We start from the raw sequence: 22,494 nt of genomic DNA on the forward strand, positions 1-22,494 counted from the left end.
TTAGTGTCAGGCAAAACCGGGAGCATAGACGACGGCAGTATTTCGCAATCTACAGCGGTGAAAAAATTATCTAGTACTGCCAAACCTAAAGTGCGTCCACGGCATTATACGCGCGGCTTGTCACCGTTGATGTTACGCATCATGGCGGTAAACGCCATCGCATTGATCATACTTGTCGGCAGTGTTCTTTACCTGAATGAATTTAGACAAAATCTTATTGATGCCCGCACAGAAGAGCTTTCTATTCAAGCAACTATTATTGCAGGTGCTCTGGGTGAATCAGCTGTAGAAGGCCCCGAGGCAATCGCCATTGACCTTGCACCTTCCCGGCAAATTATCACCAGGCTAGTTGGGCCAACAGATAACCGTGCGCGGCTTTTCTCGACATCGGGCGGGATGATAGCTGACAGCCTGTTTCTGGCTGGTGAAAAAGAGCTAGTTGAGGAACCGCTTCGCCGTTTGGACTATCAGCCAAGCCTTAAGGAGCAGGTCGTTGAACGTTTGCATGTGTTCCTTGATACCTTCACACAGCAATTGGATGCACCGCCAAATATTGACCACCCGACGGTACGTGCAGATGAGCTTGTCGAGGTTATCTATGCTCTGGATGGTACTTTAACCACACAAGTGCGTCGCCGACAGGATGAGCAGCTTGTTATCAATGTTGCTGTGCCAGTTCAGCGTTTTCGCCGCGTGTTGGGTGCGCTGTTGTTAACTGGGCAAACTGACGATATCGATGCTATTGTGAGAGCAGAGCAAATGCTCACCGTTAAGGTTTTTGCAGGCGTCCTTGGATTAACCATCCTGCTTTCATTCTTTCTGGGGCGAACGCTTGTACGGCCTATTCGTGTTTTGGCGCGTGCGGCTGAGCGTGTCCGCGGCGGCATTGGCCGCGAGGAAAATATTCCGGAATTTGCGCATAGACGTGACGAAATCGGCGACTTGTCGCGTTCACTATCAGACATGACAGGGGCACTATACAATCAGATTGATGCTGTAGAACAGTTTGCAGCAGACGTGGCTCACGAAATCAAAAACCCGCTTTCAAGCATGCGTAGCGCACTTGAAACCATTCGCATGACGAAGAAGGTTGAGGTGCGTGAAAAGTTGCTCAGTATTCTGGAAGATGATGTCAGGCGTATTGATCGTTTAATCACTGATATTTCCGATGCGTCACGATTGGATGCTGAATTGACGCGTGGCCAAATGGATGAAATTGATCTGGGTGTGATGCTGGCAACGTTAATTGATGCCTACAACACAACAGGCAAGCCTGGGCAGGTATTGATTAATTTTTCTGATGACGAGTTAGGTGTATACTTGGTCAAAGGGATTGATGCGCGGTTAGGTCAGGTTTGGCGTAATCTAATTGATAACGGCATCAGCTTTAGCCCAACTGATGGCACGTTGAATGTTGCTTTGGAAGTGCGCAAGTCTACAATACGGTTTATTGTGGAGGATGCCGGGCCTGGGTTGCCCGAAGGCGCAGAAGACAAAGTATTTAGCCGGTTTTATTCTGAACGACCGCAGGAAGAACAGTTTGGCAGCCATTCCGGACTTGGTCTTGCAATCTCCAAGCAGGTTATTGAAGCGCACGGAGGCAATATTTGGGCTGAAAACCGCAAGGATGATGCAGGTAATGTTGTCGGTGCGCGCTTTATTGTCGATTTACCGAAAGCAACTGCCTAGTATCTGCATAATGATAAATTTTATGTTCGTTCGAGGATACTTCAGGTGCAAACCCATCATGGCAGTGTAATTGATGTTGGCGGCGTTGGGGTGATGCTCCGCGGCCCTTCTGCCAGCGGCAAATCTGACCTTGCATTACGCTTGATGGACCGCGGGGCCGTTTTGGTTGCAGACGACAGGGTTATTTTATCGAAGCATCGCTCGGGATTACGGGCATCAGCCCCTGACAAGCTTTATGGGTCATTGGAAGTGCGCGGGATAGGCATAATGTCTATGCCTGCTATAAAAAATACAACGCTGAAATTAATCGTTGATCTGGTTGAGCCGGAAGTAATGCCGCGTTTGCCGGAGCGAACGAAAATTATCGTTGAAGATGTGGAAATTGACTGTTTGAGTATCTATGCATTTGAAATTTCTGCAGCCATTAAGGTAGAGTTAGCCGCGCAGAATCTGGACCAAATTGGCAAAGTGGAATTGCAGCATGGCTGAAACGAAAAAGCTGGAAAATCGCAGGCAATTTATCATTGTGACAGGCCTGTCCGGGGCTGGAAAGTCTTCTGTACTGCATGCATTTGGTGATTTGGGTTTTCAGGCTATTGATAACTTGCCATTAAACATGGTTGAAACGCTTGTTGATGATCAGGCGGACAAGCCTGACGCTGCGCCTATTGCGGTGGGGATCGACTCGCGCACACTCTATTTTTCGCCTGATTTGTTTGTTGAAACACAGGAAAGACTACGCAAAAGGGCAGATATCCAGCTCCATGTATTGTTCATAGATGCTTCCGATGATGCGTTGATGAAACGTTTTTCGGAAACACGGCGTCCACACCCGCTCGGGGCAGACCGTTTGTTGCGTTCTGCGATTAAACAAGAGCGCGAGATGATGGCGTCTGTGCGCGAGAATATTGATGGTATCCTTGATACAAGTTCACGTACTGGCTCTGAAACGCGCCGCATTATTCGCAGGCGTTTCGCCACCGAAAATGCCAAGCTGATTGTAACATGCATGTCCTTTGGTTTTGCACATGGTGCGCCGCGTGACGCTGATATCGTGCTTGATGTGCGGTTTCTGCGTAACCCGCATTATGTTGCCGAGTTGCGCCCTCTGACGGGTAGAGAAAAAGTTGTGGCTAATTATGTCAGGGCTGACATCGCATTTGAGCCTTTTCTGCAAAAAGTCACTGATTTATTGTCGTTTCTGCTGCCCAAGTATCATGCGGAAGGCAAATCATATTTGACGGTTGCGTTTGGGTGTACAGGCGGGCAGCATCGATCTGTTGCAACCGCGGAAGCGGTTGTCCGTGAAATTGCTATCGACGGACTGGCAGTTAACCTTTACCATCGTGAATTAAGCGAACATGATTAAGGGACGGAATATACCTTCATGGGCATACTAGTGATAAAAAGAGGCAGTTTATGATAGGAATGGTTTTAGTAACGCACGGGCGCCTGGCAGAAGAATTTATTGCCGCAACGGAGCATGTCGTTGGTGCGCAGCAAAACATTCATGCCATCTGTATTGGCCCAGATGATGATATGGAACAGCGCCGTATCGACATTCAGGAAGCAGTAAAAACAGTTGATGCTGGTGACGGTGTTGTTCTGTTAACCGATATGTTTGGTGGTACACCGTCCAATCTGGCAATATCGATTATGGAAAAAGGGCGTGTTGAGGTTTTGGCGGGAATAAATCTGCCAATGCTAATCAAGCTTGCCAGCGTACGTCAGAACAGTACGCTTGAAGATGCTGTGAATGCGGCGAAAGAGGCTGGATTGAAATACATCAATGTTGCTAGTCAGATACTGGGTAGTTAGATTTGACTGAATCTTCTGAAGCAGCGCTGGAACAATCTGTAGAGATAGTTAACCAGCGTGGCCTGCATGCGCGGGCATCAGCCAGGCTGGCGGCACAAGCGGGCGGTTTTGACGCTCATATCACTATTTGCAAAGATAATGCTTGTGTCACAGCAACGTCTATCATGGGTCTCATGATGCTGGGTGCAGCTAAAGGCGATACCGTCAGGGTTTGCACTACAGGTTCTGATGCCGAGAATGCTTTACAAAATGTTGTGGCCCTTATTTCTGATCGGTTTGGCGAAGATCAGTAAACATTCTTATTTTGTTATATAAAGAAATCTTTATCTTTAATTAACCACCTGCTATATACTTTGCCAATTCATATTTGCAGAGTGAGCAGGACACCCCCATGACAGATTATAAAATTGCCGATATTTCACTTGCCGACTGGGGTCGCAAGGAAATCAGAATTGCTGAAACAGAGATGCCTGGCCTAATGGCATTGCGTGATGAATTTGGTAGTAAAAAACCACTTTCAGGCGCTCGAATTGCGGGTTGTTTGCATATGACAATCCAAACGGCAGTACTGATTGAAACGTTAACGGCACTTGGTGCCGAAGTTCGTTGGTCCAGTTGTAATATCTTCTCGACCCAGGATCAGGCCGCCGCTGCAATGGCTGCTTCTGGCATTCCTGTCTTTGCCTGGAAGGGCGAAACAGAAGAAGAAGCAGAATGGTGCATCCACCAGACAATCAAAGGCCCAAATGGTTGGGTGCCTAATATGATTCTTGATGACGGCGGTGACCTGACCGTGATGATGCATAATGATTACCCTGAACTTATGGCAGGTGTGCGCGGCATTTCAGAAGAAACCACTACTGGTGTTATGCGTTTATATGAAATGGCGAAAGAAGACCGCCTGCTGGTGCCTGCCATTAACGTTAATGACAGTGTGACCAAATCAAAGTTTGATAATCTATATGGCTGTCGCGAATCACTGGTTGATGGTGTTAAGCGTGCCACCGATGTAATGATTGCCGGTAAAGTTGCTGTTGTGTGCGGATACGGTGATGTGGGCAAGGGCAGCGCTGAATCGCTGCGCAGCCAAGGCGCGCGGGTTATGGTAACCGAAATTGATCCCATCTGTGCTCTGCAGGCAGCAATGGAAGGCTATGAAGTTGTTACAATGGACGATGCTGCCAAGCAGGGCGATATCTTTGTGACAGCGACAGGCAACAAGGACGTTATTACGGTTGACCATATGCGCGATATGAAAGATCGGGCTATCGTTTGTAACATTGGTCACTTTGACAGCGAAATTCAAATTGGTGCCTTGGAAAATTACAAATGGGAAGAAGTTAAGCCGCAGGTTGACGAAGTTATCTTCCCTGATGGTAAGCGCCTTATCGTTCTCGCTAAGGGCCGTTTGGTAAACTTGGGCTGCGCCACTGGCCATCCAAGTTTTGTAATGTCAGCTAGTTTCACCAATCAGGTGCTTGCTCAAATTGAGCTTTGGGAAAACCACAAGAATTATAACCGCGATGTTTATGTGCTTCCTAAGCATTTGGATGAAAAAGTGGCAACGTTGCACCTAGGCAAACTGGGCGCGAAGCTAACCACTTTGACTGACGAGCAATCCGAGTATCTGGGTATTGAAACTCAAGGACCGTTCAAGCCTGAACACTACCGTTACTAGAAATGGATGAAATGCGGATTTTCCGCAAGGAGTAGCATATGAGCGAATATCAATTTACAAGCGAATCTGTTTCCGAAGGTCATCCAGATAAAGTTTCGGACCGCATCTCTGATGAGATTGTTGACCTGTATCTGGGCGCACAGCCTGATGCCCGTGTGGCTGCTGAAACACTCGTTACAACGAATAGAATTGTTGTTGCGGGCGAGGTACGCGGTCCTAAAAGTATCACCAGCGACGATATTGAGGCTGTTGCACGCAAAGCCGTTAAGGCAATTGGATACGAGCAGGAGGGATTTCACTGGGAAAATGCAATCTTTGAAAACCATCTTCATGAGCAATCAGTAGACATTGCCGCTGGTGTTGATGCCGCAGGCAGCAAAGATGAAGGTGCTGGTGACCAAGGTATCATGTTTGGCTATGCCTGCGATGAAACCGAAAGTTTGATGCCTGCGCCAATTGACTTTTCGCACAGGATATTGAAATCACTTGCGGAAGCGCGCCACAGTGGTGCAAATCTGGAATTGGAACCGGATAGTAAAAGCCAGGTGACATTGCGTTATGTCGATGGTCGTCCTGTGGGGGCTACAAGCGTTGTTGTTTCAACTCAGCATAAGGCAAATGTATCTCAAGAAGCATTGCGTGAGATTGTGCGCGGTCATGTTACGGCTGTGCTTCCCGAAGGCTGGATGTGCCCTGAAGACGAGTTTTACGTTAATCCAACGGGGAACTTTGTAATTGGCGGACCAGATGGTGACGCAGGCCTGACAGGTCGTAAGATTATTGTAGATACATACGGCGGTGCTGCGCCGCATGGTGGTGGTGCTTTTTCAGGCAAAGATCCAACGAAGGTTGACCGGTCTGCTGCATACGCGTCGCGTTATTTGGCTAAAAATGTTGTCGCAGCAGGTTTGGCTGACAACTGTACTATCCAGCTTGCATATGCAATTGGCGTATCTAAGCCACTCGCTGTTTATGTTGACCTTTGGGGTGACAAGCCGCGCGTAGACCCTGCCAGACTTTCGGCAGTATTACAGGAGCTTGTTAATCTTAGCCCGCGTGGTATTCGCGAACACTTGAACCTTAACAGGCCAATTTATGCGCGATCTGCAGCTTATGGCCATTTTGGTCGCACGCCTGATGCAGATGGTGGTTTCTCTTGGGAGAAAACGGACCTTATTGATGAGTTGAAGCGAGAGTTTGGCGCTTAATAGCGCTTCATGTGGCGATTTTGAGTGATTTAATACAGGCGTACATCGTAATTTGTGCGCCTGTTATCATGAGTGGCTTGTATATGTTGTCGTTACGGCGTTAATCTGTATCTTGTGCATATAGCAGGAGATATACAGTTGGAAGACGGCAACATAACGCCTTTTTTGTGGACGGTTGTTTTTCTCATTTTCCTTGTTTGGATTTGTGCCAGCCTATATGCATTTTGGCGGGCAGGGCGCATGTCAGACAGGGCTTCTGCTCTTAAAGACCTCGCAAACTTTCTTGATACGATGATTAAGACAGATCATCGTATTCCTGTCTGGTTGTGGCCAGATGGTCGCCTGCAAGCCGACCCATCCGCATTGGCATTGGCTGGTTTCCCTGAAAATGTTGCCAAACTTGATGATTTGATTGATGAGACAGGCAAAGGACTGCCTGAGCAAACGGTTGCCTTGATAAAAGGCGGTGTAGAGCAAGGTTTGGATGTGCCTTCGCCGCTGGTGGTGGATAATGGACCTGGTCGTGCACGTACGATTATTGATCTACAATGGCTTCCCTCGCGCGATGCGCGCTGGCCCAGTGGTATTATGTGGCTGGAACAATCAATGGATCGCCCTGTGCGCACTAATCGGAGCGGTGTCCGCGCCCTTGAATTGCGTTTACGTGACCTAACCGCAGCATTTAATCATCTACCATTCCCTGTATGGATACGCAGTCCGGACTTTAACCTGCTTGAAGTTAATGATGCATATGTCAATGCTATGGAAGGTGGCACTGCTGCGGCCACTATTGAGCAAGGCCTTGAGTTTTTTGGTGCAGCAGGCCCTGCTTCTGCAAGCCGTGCTATTGAGCAAGGTTCTACACTCAGGGAGCGTCGCTTTGGTGTAGTTGATGGGCAACGCCATGCTTTCAATGTAACGAACACACCGCTTGATACTGAAGGCAATACGTTGGGTATTGCCATTGATGTAACAGGTGAGGAAGAAGCGCTCGCGGAATTATCCCGCGTACTTGATTCGCAATCAGAAACGCTTAACCGGTTGCGCAGCCCTGTTGCGATATTTGGGCCAGGTCAAACGTTGCGGTTTTATAATAATGCTTTTACGCGGCTTACGCGTGTCGCTGAAGATCAGCTTGCTGCTGGTATCCGGCATAGTGAATTGTTGGATGCAATGCACGAACGTCGCCGGTTGCCTGAACAGGCGGATTTCAGGCGATGGAAAGAGAGTATCCTAAAACAATATACGACATTGCTGGAACCATTTGAGGAAATGTGGCATCTGCCAGATGGTACCACACACCGCGTTGTAACACAGCCGCACCCATTGGGTGGCTTGCTGATATTATTTGAGGATGTAACGGACCGTTTGGCTCTAGAGCGTTCATACAATACATTGATTGCTGTGCAGCAGGAAACGCTTGATAACATGCGTGACAGTATTGCTGTTTTTGGCACTGATGGCCGGTTGCAGCTTTCAAATCCTGCTTTTGCAAGTATCTGGCAATTACAAGAGAGCCAGCTTGCAGGCTCTCCTCACTTGACAGAACTGATCGAAGCGGCGGTCCCTCTATCCTCTCAAAAAGGGGATGAAGCAAATTTTGCCAATGATCTGGTTGCTTGGGTCGCATCGCGAGAATACAAAACCGGAAAATGGTATCGTATCGATGACTTCGTTATTGATTACACGATTGTTCCACTTCCTGACGGTGGCGTCATGTTAACGCAGACCGACGTGACAGATACACATAAGGTTGAGCAAGCCTTGCGCGAACGATCGCTGGCACTTGAAGCGGCTGACAAATTGAAAAGCGAGTTTATTACTAATATGTCGTATGAATTACGTACGCCGCTTAATTCAATCATTGGTTTTGGTGAACTGTTAGACCAAGAACTTTTTGGACCGCTTAACGCGCATCAATCATCTTATATTAAAGATATATTGCAAGCATCAGAAGAACTGCGAAATCTAATTTCGGATGTACTTGATCTTGCGGTCATTCAGTCCGGTGATGTGTCTCTGGACTATGCACCAACTATGGTGGCTGCAACACTACGTGAAGCGGCAACGTTGGCGCAAGACCTGGTGCATAAAACTGCGACAACCTTGACACTCAATAGCGATGAAAATTTTGGTACTATAGTGGCTGACGAGCAGCGTATTAAGCAGGCATTCTATAATATGGTGTCTTCTATGCTTGGGTATACGCGTCAAGGCGGAGAGCTTATTGTCGATTTGCTGGATGCCGACAATGATATTCAGGTGCGCATCATTAGTAATGAAACCAGCTTGACGGGCGCAGAAAGAACAAGATTGCTAAATACTATTTCCATGGGGGCGTCGCCTGGTGCGCGCCGAACAACAGGCCTTGATTTGGCACTTGTACGAAGTATTGCTCAATTGCATGGAGGGCACGTTATCTTAGACCCTATTTCAGTGTCCGGGCTTTCACTTTCATGTTTCTTGCCGCGCCAACCTGTCGGGTTGACAGGGTAGGAAAGTGCCAGTGACAGAGTTTTATAATTCATTACTGAACGGTGAACATGAAACAGCATTGCTTGCGACGCAAGTTGCCAAGGTTGCTGTAGAGGGGGATATCATCGCGCTGTCTGGTGATTTGGGTGCCGGTAAAAGTACGTTTGCAAGAGCCTTTATACGTGCGCGCATGAAGGACGAAACCCAGGAGGTTCCAAGCCCGACATTTACACTTGTACAAAGCTATGATCCCGATGAAGGGCCCTCTTTGCTGCATGCTGATTTGTACCGCTTGTCTAATCCAGACGATATAGAAGACTTGGGTTTGTATGATGAATTAGATCATTCAATCATGTTAATTGAATGGCCTGATAGAATGCCGGATGACTGGTGGCGTTTTGCTCTGCAGGTTTCCTTGTCACTTGCCGAAGCGTGTGAAACTGAAAGCAGGTCTGTCAGTGTGTCCAGCGTGGAAGAAAGTTGGCGCGCGCGCCTTGCTAAAGTATTGAAATGAATATGCCCGCGAATATAACAAGCACTTTTATAGGTAGTATGTAGCTATGAACGCTGACCATCAGGCAAAAGCGATGATTTTGGCTGCGGGAAAAGGTCTGCGTATGCGCCCTGTATCGGATCATACACCCAAGCCATTGGTACAGGTGCGTGGTCGCTCAATTTTGCGCCGCGCTATCGATAAGCTGCGTGCACATTCAGTTTCATCATTCGTTATCAATGTGCATCATCTTGCAGATAAAATATGTGATGACCTTACTGATGAAGTAGAAAGCGGATCAGCCATTATATCTGATGAAAGAGATGCCCTTTTGGAAACAGGCGGCAGTGTAATGAAGGCGCTGCCCTGGCTTGCTGAAGATAAGTTCTTTGTATTGAACTGCGATGTTGTCTGGAATGAAAATGAACATTCTGTTTTAGGCCGGCTTGAACACTACTGGGATCCGGACCGTATGGATGTTCTGTTGTTAATGGTGCCTCTTGATCAAGCGCATGGTTATGATGGGGTTGGTGATTTTTTCATGGACCAGTCCGGTGTTTCTGACTGCGGGCCTCTAGCCTTTAGGGATGATGCAGCGTCTGCACCGTTCGTTTTTGGTGCTGTGCAAATTGTTAAAGCAAGCATGTATAACGATATGCCGGATGGCCCGTGGTCAAATAGAGAAGTGTTTCGCAAAGCTGCTGCTTTGGGTCGACTTTTTGGTTTGTTGCACACAGATGGTTGGTTTCATGTCGGTACACAGGATGCAATAAGCGAAGCGGAACAGCATATGCAAACTGAAGGCTGGTTGCCGTGAACCAAGATGTTACGCGTAAACATCTACCCAATGTATACACGATAGGCGCGGGCAATTCGTTTGTGGACGCGCTGGTCGCAGGTATTGATGAACGTTTTGGCGGTGATCCGCTAGCGTTATCATCAGCTACTGTTTTGTTGCCTAACCGCCGTGCGGTTCGTTCCCTTAAAGAGGCCTTTCTAAGGTTCCATGATAAAAAACCTATATTATTACCTGTAATACGGGCCATCGGTGATGTTGATGAAGGTGAAATTGCATTTTTGGGTGCGGGTTTTGGGGTCGATTTTTCTGAAATTGTTCCTGCCATTACGCCGGTGCGGCGACAGGTTCTGCTGACAAAACTGGTTTCTAGCTGGTATGTGCAAAGGGAAAAAACAGGCACCTCAAGTCAGGCTATTGCACCAGCGCAAGCATGGCGACTGGCGGGTGATTTGGCGCATTTAATAGATCAGGTGGAAACTGAAGGGTTATCGTTTACCCGCCTCAATGAACTTGCTCCTGATAAGCTTGCTATGCACTGGAACGATACACTTGAGTTTTTGAAAATTGTAACCGAACATTGGCCGCAAATACTGGCCGAAGAAAAAGTTCAAAACCCGGCGTCTTATCGTAATCAGCTCATTAATCAGGCAACACAGGTCTACGCGAATAAGGGACGATCAGGTGTCGTTATTGCTGCGGGCTCAACAGGCTCAATTCCTGCAACGGCACATTTGCTGCGTACAATTGCGCGCTTACCAAATGGTCACGTTGTTCTCCCCGGCCTTGAGACAACAATGTCTGATGAAATTTGGGACATGATCGATGATACCCATCCTCAATCAGGGCTGAAGCGCTTTCTGGATAACATTGGTGCAAGCCGTTATGAGGTTGCGCCGTGGCTTGAGGAAGGCACAGCCGAAAAAGATACCCGGATAAATTTACTGGAGCAAAGCTTGTTGCCGGCTGCAGCAACGGCACAGTGGCAATCATTGGTGGCGACGGATTATTCTGCCGAAGGCGTGCAGTCTCATTTTGATGGTATGTCTGCGATTGTTGCACCGACGCGCCGCGAAGAGGCTGAAGCAATTGCAGTTCTGATGCGCGAAGCTCTTGAAACACCCGGCAAGACGGCAGCCCTTGTTACCCCAGACCGACAACTTGCGTTATATGTCCGCGCAGCGCTCAAGCGGTGGGGTGTGGCCATTGACGATTCTGGCGGCGATAAAGCGATCAACAGCCTGCCCGGAAGGTTGTTAACATTGCTTGCTCAGGCAGTAAGTGAACATTTTAGCCCCATCGCTCTATTATCCTTGTTGCAGCACCCCTTGGTGTCCTGTGGCCTGCCACGTGAGGCCTTTTTGCCGTTTGTCCGGCGATTGGATGAGAACCTCTTGCGCGGTGTTCGTCCTGCAAGCGGTCTTGATGGTCTTATCGCGCGTGCCCAAAGCATCAATGCTGATAACACGCAAAAACTATCTAGCGAAGATCTGAAAACCCTTACACAAATTATTGGTTTATTGCGGCCTCTTGAACGTATCCTTGGAAGCGCTGCGGTCTTACCAGCCGTTTTAGAGCAACATGTGGCTGTTGCAGAAAAGTTGGCAGCGAGCAGCAACACTTCAGGAGCAGATGTTCTATGGCGAGGCGATGCCGGTGCCGGTCTTGCTGATCAGATAACAAATTTAATTGAAAATACTGCCGTTTTCGACGGGATTAGCGCATACGGCTATAGCACATTATTTGCCGAATTGATGAATGATATAACTGTTCGGCCATCTTGGAACCAGCATCCACGTCTTGCCATTTGGGGCCCGCTTGAAGCCCGCCTTCAACAGGCAGATATCATGGTGTTGGGAGGGTTGAATGAAGGTGTATGGCCTGCTGAGCCAGACATTGACCCGTGGATGAGCCAATCGATGCGCAGTGAATTTGGCCTGCCGTCATTGGCGCGGCGTATAGGTCAGTCAGCTCACGATTTTATGCTTGCTGCCAGTGCGCCGCGTGTTTTGTTAACGCGTTCATTGAAGGTGGACGGCACACCGTCAGTACCTAGCCGCTGGTGGTTCCGCCTTGAAGCTTTAGCGGGTCAGAATGTACCAAGGGCTGATCAGTATTTAGGCTGGGCGGCTCAACTGAGTAAGCCGGATGTGTTTGCTCCTTGTAGCCCACCTGCGCCGAAGCCGCCGCTCGATGTGCGCCCAACCAAATTGTCCGTAACGCAGGTCCAGGAATGGATGCGGGATCCTTATGCCCTTTATGCCAAGAAAATACTTGGCTTGCGGACGATCGACCCCATCGATGACAGACCGAATGCGGCAACAAAAGGCAATCTGCTACATGAGGCGCTGGAGGTTTTTCTTAAGGAAGACGGGCCGTTATACGGTCCAGATGGCCATAAGCGGTTAATTGAAACAGGGGTGCGTGTATTTGAGCCGGTTCTCAGTCAACCAACGGTGTATGCATTCTGGTGGCCGCGATTTGAGCGCATAGCCGCATGGTTTGTAAAACATGAAGATGATCGCAGAAGAACGCACCGGATTGTGCTGATTGAAGACTGGGCGGAGCACTCTTTTAATAAGGATGCTTTGTCATTCACATTGGTTGCAAAGGCGGACCGTATTGATCAGCATCTTGAAACAGAAGCACTCTCGATCATTGATTACAAAACCGGGGGTATTCCAACCGCAAAACAGGTTGAGGCCGGTTATGCTCCGCAATTACCGCTTGAAGGGCTGCTCGCACAAAGTGGTGCATTTAATGGACTACCATCAGGGACAGTTAATGATCTTAGCTTTTGGAAATTAAGCGGTGGTGACCCCGTTTGCGAAATCAAGCAGCCGATTAAAGATGTCGAGATGTCGATTGCTGACGCCGAAGAAGGGTTGATGCATCTGGTGCAAGCGTTTGCTGATCAGAATACACCTTATCTTTCCAATCCGCGTCCGAGCATTGCAGGCTACGGTGAATATGATCATTTGGCGCGCGTTAAAGAATGGCGCAGCGGTGTTGATCCATTTGCTGACGCTGAGGGGGATGTGCCTTGACCATATCCAAACCAGGCATGACAGCTGATCAGGCACATGCCACGCTTCCAACATTAACGGCGTGGGTGGGTGCTTCTGCAGGAACGGGCAAGACCCACGTCCTTACTGCACGTGTACTGCGTTTGATGCTCACGGGCACTGAGCCCGAAAATATTGTGTGTCTCACTTTTACAAAAGCTGCTGCGGCTGAGATGAAAAACCGTATTTTTGCAGAGTTGGGGCGTTGGACCACTTTGCCTGATTCTGAGCTTTTGGTGGTTATACGCAATCGCACCGATGAAATCGCTGATGCCGAAATGCTCATTCGTGCACGACAATTGTTTGCGCGTGTACTTGACCTTTCGGGCGGGCTGCAAATTCAGACGTTCCATAGTTTTTGTCAGGCTTTGCTGGGCCGGTTTCCGCTTGAGGCCAATATGATTCCCGGATTTGAAGGTCTTGACGAAGCTGAGGCAAGCGAGCTGATGGTGATCGCCCGCGATCAAATGTTGGAGCAAACACGTGATGTCAGCGCTGTTGGTTTGCGCCGTGCGCTTGATGTTGTTGCAGGTTTAGCAACAGAGCGAACTTTTGATGAAGTGATCGGGCGTTTGTCTTTTGAGGCGTCGTTGCTTGCACGAGCAAGTCTTGCTTATGGTGGTATAGAAGGGCTGGTAAAGGCGCTGTATGTACGGCTCGGCGTTATGTTTGGGCAGTCTTCACAGGATGTTATCTCGGATGCCTTAGCAGCTGACAACATGGACCGGACCGGACTGACTGTGCTGGCTGGAGAGCTTGCTAAGGGTAGTGTTGGCGATCAGAAGCGAGCCGCCGCAATTGCCCAAGCCCTAGCAAATGATAAGCAAGGAATGGCCCATGTCTGGGTTGCTTATCGTTCAGCATTTTTAACACAAAAAAATACGCCGCTTGTGACCGTTGCGACCAAAAAGGTTTTGACAGCTAATCCACAATTGATTGACATCATTGAAGCTGAGCAAACGCGATTAGCAGCTGTTGCCGATAAGCTGGTGCGCATACAAGCGGCGCATGCAACGGCGGCATTGCTAAGGCTGGGTTTAACCCAACTCGGCCTTTACCGACAGATGAAAGCCGAGCGTGGGTATGTGGACTTTGACGACATGATCGAGCGTACCGTTGATCTGTTTTCTGTCGCTCAAATTGCACCCTGGATTCTCTATAAACTTGATAATCGCATTGACCATATTCTGGTTGACGAAGCGCAGGATACAAACCGCGAGCAATGGCGCATTGTCGAGACACTGGCTACTGAGTTTTTTGCCGGAGAAAGCGCACGCGAAGAACCGCGAACAGTCTTTGCTGTTGGTGATGCCAAACAATCGATCTTTTCGTTTCAGCGAGCAGACCCGAAAGAGTTTATCGCAGCACGCAACCGTATTTTCGAGAAGGCACATAATAGTGCCAGCCATGCAGAAACGGTACCTTTGTCATTGTCGTTCAGGTCAAGTGAAGCGGTTCTGTCACTTGTTGATGCAGTTTTTGCTTCGGATAGTCGGGCGGTTGTTGGCCTGTCCGCTGATGATGAATTTGTTAAGCATGATTTCTCCCGCAGTGGGCAAGCCGGATTGGTTGAGCTTTGGCCGCTGGAAAGTCCCAAGCCGGTACCGGAAGATGCAAATACCGGTTGGCAACCACCGGTAAAGCAAGAAACAGCGGATGATGCTGAGCAACGCGCTGCATGGCGTATTGCGCGCCATATCAAAGCAGCGGTAGGTCAACGGTTGCTTGAGCCGCGCGCTCGCAAGGTCATGGCTGGCGATATACTTGTGCTTGTACGTCGTCGTACTGCGTTTGTTGATCATTTGGTGCGCGCACTGAAGATTATGGATGTTCCTGTTGCTGGCCGCGACCGTATGACGCTTCTTGATGAGTTGCCAGTTATGGATTTGCTGGCGGTACTAAGATTTGTGCTGCTGCCGACAGATGACCTGACTTTGGCAACTGTATTGAAATCGCCCATTATCGGTTGTGATGAAGACACACTTTTTGAACTTGCGCACAAGCGTAGAGGATCGCTGTGGGACGCACTATATAGTCAGCGACGAGATATACGTTTTGCACACCTATATACGGTGTTGATTGATATTTTGAATCGTGCTGATCTCGATGGTCCATTTGCATTCCTGAACTATCTACTTATTGATCTGGATGGCAGGAAGAAGCTGGCTAGCCGTATGGGCGCCGAGATACATGACCCTGTTGACGAATTGCTGGAGGAAGCATTGCGGTTTGAGCTTACCCGCCCGGCTTCCTTACTTGGTTTTGTTGAGCATGTAACCCGCAACAACACACAGATAAAACGGGATATGGAAGAAGCGGGTGACAAAGTGCGTATCATGACCGCACATAGTGCTAAAGGCCTGCAAGCTCCGATCGTTTATGTTTCCGATGTTGTTAGCACTCCTGACTTAACTAAAGACGCCCGATTATTGCCTCTGAAAAGTGATGAGCCAGGTCAGCCAGCTATCCCATTATGGGCAAGTAAAGCAAAAGGTTTGACAGAAGTTGACGCGGCAAGAGAAGAGATTAAAGCCAAACAACTGGCAGAATATCGTCGATTACTCTATGTGGCATTAACCCGTGCCGAAGATGAACTGTATGTTGCTGGCTGGCGTGGTCCACGTGATCTGGATATGGACTGCTGGTACAATCTGATTGACGAAGGGTTTGAACGTCTTGGCGCAAAAACCAATGTCTTGTCAGATGGTCTTGAAGTAAAGCGCTATGAAATTAGCCAGATTGCTGCTCCTGAAGTAGATGACAGGAAAACGGCACATACAGCAGAAATGCAGCAGGTGCCGAGTTGGTTGTTTGCTCCTATGCCAGAGGAACCGACACCTACGCGACCACTTGCTCCGTCTAAGCCAGACGAGGAGCCCGCTGTTACAGGACCATTAAGTCGCGGCGACACGGGCCATGATAAATATATGCGCGGAAACCTTTTGCATGCATTGTTGCAATGGTTGCCAGACATGCCTGTGGATACCCGAAAGGCTGCGGCATTGCGCTATCTAGGGCATAATGGACGACTTGATGTTCAACAACAGGAAGCTTTCTGGCAAGAAGTGCAATTTGTTCTTGAGCACGATGAATTTGGTGACATATTTGGCCCAGCCAGCCGTGCTGAAGTGCCTATAGCCGGGCTTGTTATCACACCAATGCAGCCAAAAGGCAGACCTGTATCCGGCCAAGTAGATAGGCTGGTCGTAACGGATAATTCGGTATTGATTGTTGATTATAAAACTAACAGGCCGCCCCCTGATAATGCTGATGCTGTACCATCTGTTTATTTGAAACAAATGGCATTGTACCGGCGCGCTTTGATGGATATCTATACTGACAAGCAAGTAAAAGCAGCGCTTTTATGGACATATGGTGCACGGTTGATGCCCTTGTCTGATCAACAGTTGGAGCATGCCTTGCTGCAGTCGAAGTTATAGTTCTCAAAATAATTCTATCACGCGTGCGTTACTAAACCTTGACCCCAGCGAGGGGCGTTCCTACTTTATGCTTTGATTATTAAAACCAACGCCGCAGTGCGCGGGCATGATGCCTGAAAAAAGAAAGAAAGTGCCATGGCTACAATTGCTGTAACGGATGCAACCTTTGAACAAGATGTTTTAAATGCGGGAAAACCTGTTTTACTCGATTTTTGGGCACAATGGTGTGGCCCGTGTAAGATGATTGGCCCTGTTCTTGAAGAGATTTCAGGTGAACGTGATGATATTATCATCGCGAAGATGGATATTGATGAAAACCCTGAAACACCAATGAAGTTTGGTGTGCGTTCTATTCCAACTATCCTGATCTTCAAAGACGGCGAAGCTGTTGCAACCACTATGGGTGCAAAACCTAAAGCACAGCTTTCTTCATGGATTGATGAAGCAGTTGGTGCAGCCGCTGCTTAACGTCCTGCACATAGTTTGATTAAAAAGGCGCCTTATCTGGCGCCTTTTTTTATGACAGGATATGTTACTTTTTATCAATCTGTTGATCTAACAGTTTAATCGGGAATAACGATATGTCTGGTTCTAAAAACCTATCTCACCTTCTTGGCTCTATGCAGCCTGAATTACATGACGAAGTTTTCGTATTTGCAACAATGTCAGAGAGAAATATACCGGATTCAGTGACTCCGATTATGCAATTCAGTGAAGCAGAAGGCACAACAATAATAGCGCCGCTAAGACAGCTAGAGGAAGCCGGGCTTGACTATGAGTTTCCTTGCCGGATGGTTACGTTAAATATCCATTCCGCGCTTGATGCGGTTGGCTTTCTTGCGCTTGTTTCCACACGGCTGGCGACACTTAACATAGGTGTTAACCCTGTTTCCGGGTTTTACCATGATCACCTTTTTATACCTGCAGATGCTGCGGAAGATGTTTTGGCTGAATTGGTTGCACTTTCGGCGGAACATCGCAGTATGATATAAGACTGGGTACGCTCGCAAATAGGGGAATATGATGGCGACTTTTAAAACGCAGCAAAACGATGCCGAAATATCTGATTTTTTGGCGAGCGTTGAAAATGTAAAACGCCGTGAAGATGCGATAGTCGTATGTGAAATGATAGAAGAAATGACCGGTTGGAAACCAATGATGTGGGGTCCAAGTATCATTGGGTTTGGTGCATACGAAGGTAAAACAGGGCGATGGATGATTACAGGTTTATCGCCGCGCAAAGCATCTCTATCAGTATATATAATGCCAGGGTTCTCGATGTATGAGGAGCAGTTGCAAAGGCTCGGAAAGCACAAAACCGGTAAATGCTGTCTATATATTAATAAGCTTGAAGATATAGATATCGGCGTACTTAAAGAACTAATTCAGTTATCTATTGAGGAAATGCAGCGTCGCTATACATGGGCACCTGAATAACTGGTTGTTAGCATGTTGGTAGTGATCTGCTAAACGGGAAACAACTCCAATTCGCGCAGTACCGATCCCGCAAGATAAAGGGATCCGGCTATCAGCACAAAGGGGGGTCTGCTCTTATCAGCTGAAGTTGAGATTGTCTTAATCGCACTTTCTACGTCTTTTGCAATAATGCCGTTGATGCCGAGGTCCGTAGCTGCTGCGGCAAGCGTTGCCGCTGGTGCGCCGCCGTCTTCACCAGGAATGGGCACTGCAATAACTTGGTTTGCCAGGCCTACAAGTGGTGCCAGAAAGCCTGCTGCATCCTTTGGGCCCATCATGCCAAGCACGATGGTGACTGACCGCTCTACGGGATCAACATGCTGTAAAAAAGTCCGGATAGTTTCAGCTGCAGCAGGATTGTGGCCGCCATCAAGCCATAAATCTGAACCATCGGGCAGTATTTTGTTGAAGCGAGTAGAAGTGACTTCCTGAAGGCGCGCAGGCCAGCGCACCCAACCAAGGCCGGCTTTGATTGCTGCGTCAGGAATAGAAACAGCCTTCTGAGCACGGGCAATTGCAACGGCCATTGCCGCATTTCCGGTTTGATGAACGCCTGCCAAAGGCGGCGTAGGCAAGTTTAGGGTGCCGTGCCAGTCTTCATAAAGAATGCCTGTGCCATTCTTCATTGTTTCATAGTGCCACGCGTCGTTGGCAAGCAACGGCGTAACACCGTTCAGGCTTGCAATGTCTTTTATAACGTCCAGGCCTACTTTCTTTTGTTGCCCAACAACAAGCGGCGCGCCTTTTTTAATGATACCGGCTTTTTCTGCAGCAATTTCAGGTAAGGTTTCACCTAAAAACTGCTGATGGTCCAGACTGACAGGCGTGATGCCAACGGCAGCAGGTGCTTCAATAACATTTGTTGCGTCAAGACGCCCTCCCAAGCCTACTTCCAGCAAACATAAATCTGCAGGGGTTTCTGCAAAAGCAAGCAGTGCCGCAGCGGTTGTAACCTCGAAAAACGTTATGGGGTCATCGCCTGCCGCTTGTTCAATACGTTCAAGCAAGCTGGTAAGCTCTTCTTCGCCGATCAGTTGGTTTGCAACCCGAATACGCTCGTGAAAACGCACAAGATGCGGCGATGTATATACATGAACACGGTGTCCAGCTGCTTCTGCAATAGCACGCAAGTTAGCAATGGTTGAGCCTTTGCCATTCGTTCCTGCGATATGGATAACGGGGGGTAGTTTTTTCTCCGGGTTGCCAAGCTTTGCCAGAATGCGGTGCATGCGACCGAGAGAAAGGTCAATCTTTTTAGGGTGCAAGGCGCTCAAGCGAGCTAGCACGCGGTCGCTTGCTTTTGTATCCATGAACGCCTCGTATTTGAGAATAGCAGTGTGTGACAGGCCTTATTCGGCAGCGCGCTTACGGTTGCGCCCGCCCATCAGCAGAGCCAGTGTTGTACCCAGTTTTTCTCTTAGTTCGTGTCTGTGAACAACCATATCCACCATGCCATGCTCCAGCAGATATTCAGAGCGCTGGAACCCTTCAGGTAATTTTTCCCTGATGGTTTGTTCAATCACACGCGGTCCTGAAAAGGCAATCATTGCACCGGGTTCAGCGATTTGTACATCACCAAGCATTGCATAAGATGCCGATACGCCGCCTGAGGTTGGGTCTGTTAAAACAACCAGATAAGGTATACCTGCATCTCTGAGCATTTGAACCGCAACTGTTGTGCGCGGCATTTGCATGAGTGACAAAATACCTTCTTGCATGCGGGCACCGCCAGAGGCCGTGAACATAACAAACGGAGCGCCAATATTAAGTGCTTCACGCGCGCCAGTGATGATACCTTCACCGACGGCCATGCCCATAGAGCCTCCCATGAAGAAGAAGTTCTGAATAGCAATAACAGTTTGCTGGCCGTTAATCTTGCCTACAGCTACCTTGATGGCGTCTGTGTCGCCGGTTGCTGCGCGTGCAATTTTCAGGCGTTCAGTATATTTTTTGGTGTCTTTGAACTTCAAAGGGTCTTGCTTTACTTCAGGTAAAGCGATCAATTCGAACTTTCCGTTATCGAACAGTTTATTGAACCGGTCGAGTGGTGGCACGCGGTCATGATGATCACAGTGAGCACATACCCGCTGGTTTGCCTCAAACTCTTTCTGGAAGATCATCTGTCCGCAGCTTTTGCATTTGTGCCAAAGATTGTCGGGGGTGTCCCGGGCATTCAATACTTTTTGCAGCTTTGGTTTGACATAATTTGTAAGCCAACTCATGTCACGTACCCCCTTTTGTTTAGTATATTTGATCTACCAATAATGTGGCAAACCTACATTTTATCGTCCTGATCTTACACCATTTGCTAACGTTTGGGTGAAATTCAAGACATTTTCTACTAAGTCACCTTTTGGTGTGCCGTCGGCGTCAATTCCGTTTTCAATCAGCGATACGATTGCTGAACCCACTACAGCGGCATCAGCATGTTTTGCAATGGCACCTGCTTGTTCAGCCGTGCGGATACCAAAACCAACAGCAACTGGCAAGTCTGTGTATTTGCGAATGCGGTTTACAGCTTCACCAATGTCATCGGCACTTGCTGATTTGCCGCCAGTTACACCGGCGACGGCCACATAATACACAAAGCCACTCGCACCGTTAACGATTGCTGGCAGGCGTGCGTCATCTGATGTTGGGGTTGCAAGGCGTACAATATCAATATTGTTGGCATTGGCGGGCTCAAGCAGTTCTGCGTCTTCTTCTGGCGGCAGATCAACAACGATCAGGCCATCAACACCTGCAGTTGCGGCATCAGTGCAGAATTTTTCAATGCCGTAAGCATAAATTGGATTGAAATAACCCATCAAAACAATAGGCGTTTCATGGCCTGCTGCCCTGAATGCAGTGACCATCGACAGGGTTTTTTTCATGTTAGCACCAGCTTTAATGGCGCGCTGTGCTGCTTTATCAATTGCAGGGCCATCAGCCGATGGGTCGGTGAACGGCATGCCCAGTTCAATAATATCGGCGCCAGCACCAGGTAGACCCATCAATATCTCAAATGATGTTTCATGGTTTGGGTCACCTGCCGTAACAAAGGTTACGAAAGCAGCGTGGTTTTCAGCACGTAAGGCAGCGAGGCAAGGTGTTAAACGACTCATGGTATATTCCTAAATCTCTTGGCCTAGTTCTTTTGCGACAGTGAAAATATCCTTGTCACCACGCCCGGAAAGATTGAGCACACATATATGGTCTTTGGGCAGATCGCCTGCGGTGCGGATGATATGCGCAAGTCCGTGGCTGCTCTCTAATGCCGGAATAATTCCCTCTGTACGGCAGCACAGTTGGAATGCTTCCATTGCTTCATCGTCCGTAGCGGACACATAGTTAACGCGCCCTGCTTCATGTAGCCATACGTGCTCAGGGCCTATGCCGGGGTAGTCAAGACCTGCCGATATAGAATGCGCTTCTTCAATTTGACCATCTTCGGTTTGCAGCAGATATGTGCGATTGCCGTGCAAGACACCGGGTTTGCCGCCTGCAATTGATGCTGCATTTTTGTCCGTATCAACACCGTGGCCAGAAGCTTCCACGGCAAACATTTGAACATCCGGATCATCCAAAAAATCATGGAACAGACCGAGCGCATTGGATCCGCCACCAATACAGGCTACCAGACTGTCAGGTAGGCGACCTTCCTGTGCTAAAATTTGTTCCTTGGTTTCGCGTCCAATGATCGATTGGAAATCACGTACCATCATGGGGTAGGGGTGTGGTCCCGCAACTGTGCCAATAATGTAGAAGGTATCATGTACATTGGTTACCCAGTCACGCAGTGCATCGTTCATTGCATCTTTGAGTGTGGCTGAACCTGATGTCACAGGTTTAACTTCTGCACCTAAAAGCTTCATGCGAAATACATTGGGTTTCTGGCGTTCGATATCGACCTCACCCATAAACACAGTACATTTCAGACCAAAGCGCGCGGCAACCGTTGCGGTGGCAACGCCGTGTTGACCTGCGCCTGTTTCTGCAATGACGCGCGTTTTCCCCATGCGCTTTGCCAGCAATACCTGACCAATAGCATGGTTGATCTTGTGCGCGCCTGTATGGTTTAGCTCTTCACGCTTAAAGTAAATTTTGGCGCCGCCCAAATGTTCAGTCAGTCGTTCTGCATAATATAGTGGACTGGGTCGGCCGATATATTGGCGGTTTAACTCGTCAAGTTCGGCAAGGAACTTTTCATCTTGCATCGCAGCTTTGAATTCCTGCTCAACTTGCATAACAAGCGGCATCAGTGTTTCAGACACATAGCGGCCACCATAGTTGCCAAAATGCCCTTTTTCATCGGGTCCAGTGCGATAGCTATTGAGCGCCATGAGGCGGTTCCTCTTCTCTTGGCAGGTTATTCTC

At 48.5% G+C, this 22,494-nt stretch carries 19 protein-coding genes; 15 read left to right on the top strand and 4 right to left on the bottom strand.

Going from position 1 to position 22,494, the window contains the following annotated elements; all coding sequences use genetic code 11:
* Positions 1-3: 3 nt before the first annotated feature.
* The 15 genes from OEU88_RS03710 (at position 4) to OEU88_RS03780 (ending at position 18,099) form a co-directional block, all read left to right on the top strand.
* Positions 4-1,689 (top strand): sensor histidine kinase, encoded by a 1,686-nt coding sequence (locus OEU88_RS03710; protein ID WP_262693758.1) that lies wholly within the window; start codon positions 4-6, stop codon positions 1,687-1,689.
* A 45-nt stretch (positions 1,690-1,734) separates the two neighbouring features.
* Positions 1,735-2,178, top strand: a complete 444-nt coding sequence (locus OEU88_RS03715; protein ID WP_262693759.1) for an HPr kinase/phosphorylase — start codon at positions 1,735-1,737, stop codon at positions 2,176-2,178.
* The gene (gene rapZ / locus OEU88_RS03720; RefSeq protein ID WP_262693760.1) at positions 2,171-3,058 is read left to right on the top strand and encodes an RNase adapter RapZ; all 888 of its coding nucleotides are present in this window, start codon (positions 2,171-2,173) and stop codon (positions 3,056-3,058) included. The genes OEU88_RS03715 and rapZ overlap by 8 nt, the downstream gene beginning before the upstream one ends.
* Before the next feature lie 50 nt (positions 3,059-3,108).
* Positions 3,109-3,507: a PTS sugar transporter subunit IIA gene (locus OEU88_RS03725; protein WP_262693761.1), complete on the top strand. Its 399-nt coding sequence runs from the start codon at positions 3,109-3,111 to the stop codon at positions 3,505-3,507.
* Positions 3,508-3,509: 2 nt separating this feature from the next.
* Positions 3,510-3,800 (top strand): HPr family phosphocarrier protein, encoded by a 291-nt coding sequence (locus OEU88_RS03730; RefSeq protein WP_262693762.1) that lies wholly within the window; start codon positions 3,510-3,512, stop codon positions 3,798-3,800.
* Positions 3,801-3,898: 98 nt separating this feature from the next.
* Positions 3,899-5,185: an adenosylhomocysteinase gene (gene ahcY / locus OEU88_RS03735; RefSeq protein ID WP_262693763.1), complete on the top strand. Its 1,287-nt coding sequence runs from the start codon at positions 3,899-3,901 to the stop codon at positions 5,183-5,185.
* Between the two features lie 38 nt (positions 5,186-5,223).
* Positions 5,224-6,393 (top strand): methionine adenosyltransferase, encoded by a 1,170-nt coding sequence (gene metK, locus OEU88_RS03740; RefSeq protein ID WP_262693764.1) that lies wholly within the window; start codon positions 5,224-5,226, stop codon positions 6,391-6,393.
* Between the two features lie 138 nt (positions 6,394-6,531).
* On the top strand, positions 6,532-8,889 hold the full coding sequence (locus OEU88_RS03745; RefSeq protein WP_262693765.1) for a PAS domain-containing sensor histidine kinase: 2,358 nt from the start codon (positions 6,532-6,534) through the stop codon (positions 8,887-8,889).
* A 10-nt stretch (positions 8,890-8,899) separates the two neighbouring features.
* Positions 8,900-9,382, top strand: coding sequence for a tRNA (adenosine(37)-N6)-threonylcarbamoyltransferase complex ATPase subunit type 1 TsaE (tsaE, locus tag OEU88_RS03750; protein ID WP_262693766.1), 483 nt, complete (start codon positions 8,900-8,902; stop codon positions 9,380-9,382).
* Positions 9,383-9,428: 46 nt separating this feature from the next.
* Positions 9,429-10,178 carry a nucleotidyltransferase family protein gene (locus OEU88_RS03755; protein WP_262693767.1) on the top strand — a complete coding sequence of 250 codons (750 nt, stop codon included), beginning with the start codon at positions 9,429-9,431 and terminating at the stop codon, positions 10,176-10,178.
* Positions 10,175-13,204 (top strand): double-strand break repair protein AddB, encoded by a 3,030-nt coding sequence (gene addB / locus OEU88_RS03760; protein ID WP_262693768.1) that lies wholly within the window; start codon positions 10,175-10,177, stop codon positions 13,202-13,204. Before OEU88_RS03755 ends, addB begins: the two co-directional genes overlap by 4 nt.
* Positions 13,201-16,662 carry a double-strand break repair helicase AddA gene (gene addA / locus OEU88_RS03765; protein ID WP_262693769.1) on the top strand — a complete coding sequence of 1,154 codons (3,462 nt, stop codon included), beginning with the start codon at positions 13,201-13,203 and terminating at the stop codon, positions 16,660-16,662. Before addB ends, addA begins: the two co-directional genes overlap by 4 nt.
* Before the next feature lie 135 nt (positions 16,663-16,797).
* Entirely contained in the window at positions 16,798-17,130 is a 333-nt protein-coding gene (trxA, locus tag OEU88_RS03770; RefSeq protein WP_262693770.1) for a thioredoxin, read from the top strand.
* Positions 17,131-17,243: 113 nt separating this feature from the next.
* Positions 17,244-17,654: an ACT domain-containing protein gene (locus OEU88_RS03775; protein WP_262693771.1), complete on the top strand. Its 411-nt coding sequence runs from the start codon at positions 17,244-17,246 to the stop codon at positions 17,652-17,654.
* 31 nt (positions 17,655-17,685) lie between these two features.
* On the top strand, positions 17,686-18,099 hold the full coding sequence (locus tag OEU88_RS03780) for a DUF1801 domain-containing protein (protein ID WP_262693772.1): 414 nt from the start codon (positions 17,686-17,688) through the stop codon (positions 18,097-18,099).
* A 29-nt stretch (positions 18,100-18,128) separates the two neighbouring features.
* On the opposite strand, the gene OEU88_RS03785 is transcribed toward OEU88_RS03780, so the two are convergent.
* The 4 genes from OEU88_RS03785 to trpB are packed head-to-tail and all read right to left on the bottom strand — an operon-like array spanning position 18,129 to position 22,460.
* On the bottom strand, positions 18,129-19,448 hold the full coding sequence (locus OEU88_RS03785; RefSeq protein ID WP_262693773.1) for a bifunctional folylpolyglutamate synthase/dihydrofolate synthase: 1,320 nt from the start codon (positions 19,446-19,448) through the stop codon (positions 18,129-18,131).
* 39 nt (positions 19,449-19,487) lie between these two features.
* Positions 19,488-20,360, bottom strand: a complete 873-nt coding sequence (gene accD, locus OEU88_RS03790) for an acetyl-CoA carboxylase, carboxyltransferase subunit beta (protein ID WP_262693774.1) — start codon at positions 20,358-20,360, stop codon at positions 19,488-19,490.
* 60 nt (positions 20,361-20,420) lie between these two features.
* A complete protein-coding gene (trpA, locus tag OEU88_RS03795) occupies positions 20,421-21,242 on the bottom strand; it encodes a tryptophan synthase subunit alpha (protein WP_262693775.1) in 822 nt (273 codons plus the stop codon).
* 9 nt (positions 21,243-21,251) lie between these two features.
* On the bottom strand, positions 21,252-22,460 hold the full coding sequence (gene trpB, locus OEU88_RS03800; RefSeq protein WP_262693776.1) for a tryptophan synthase subunit beta: 1,209 nt from the start codon (positions 22,458-22,460) through the stop codon (positions 21,252-21,254).
* Positions 22,461-22,494: the final 34 nt, after the last annotated feature.

This window comes from Kordiimonas aquimaris (assembly GCF_025574485.1).
Taxonomy (GTDB): Bacteria; Pseudomonadota; Alphaproteobacteria; order Sphingomonadales; family Kordiimonadaceae; genus Kordiimonas; species Kordiimonas aquimaris.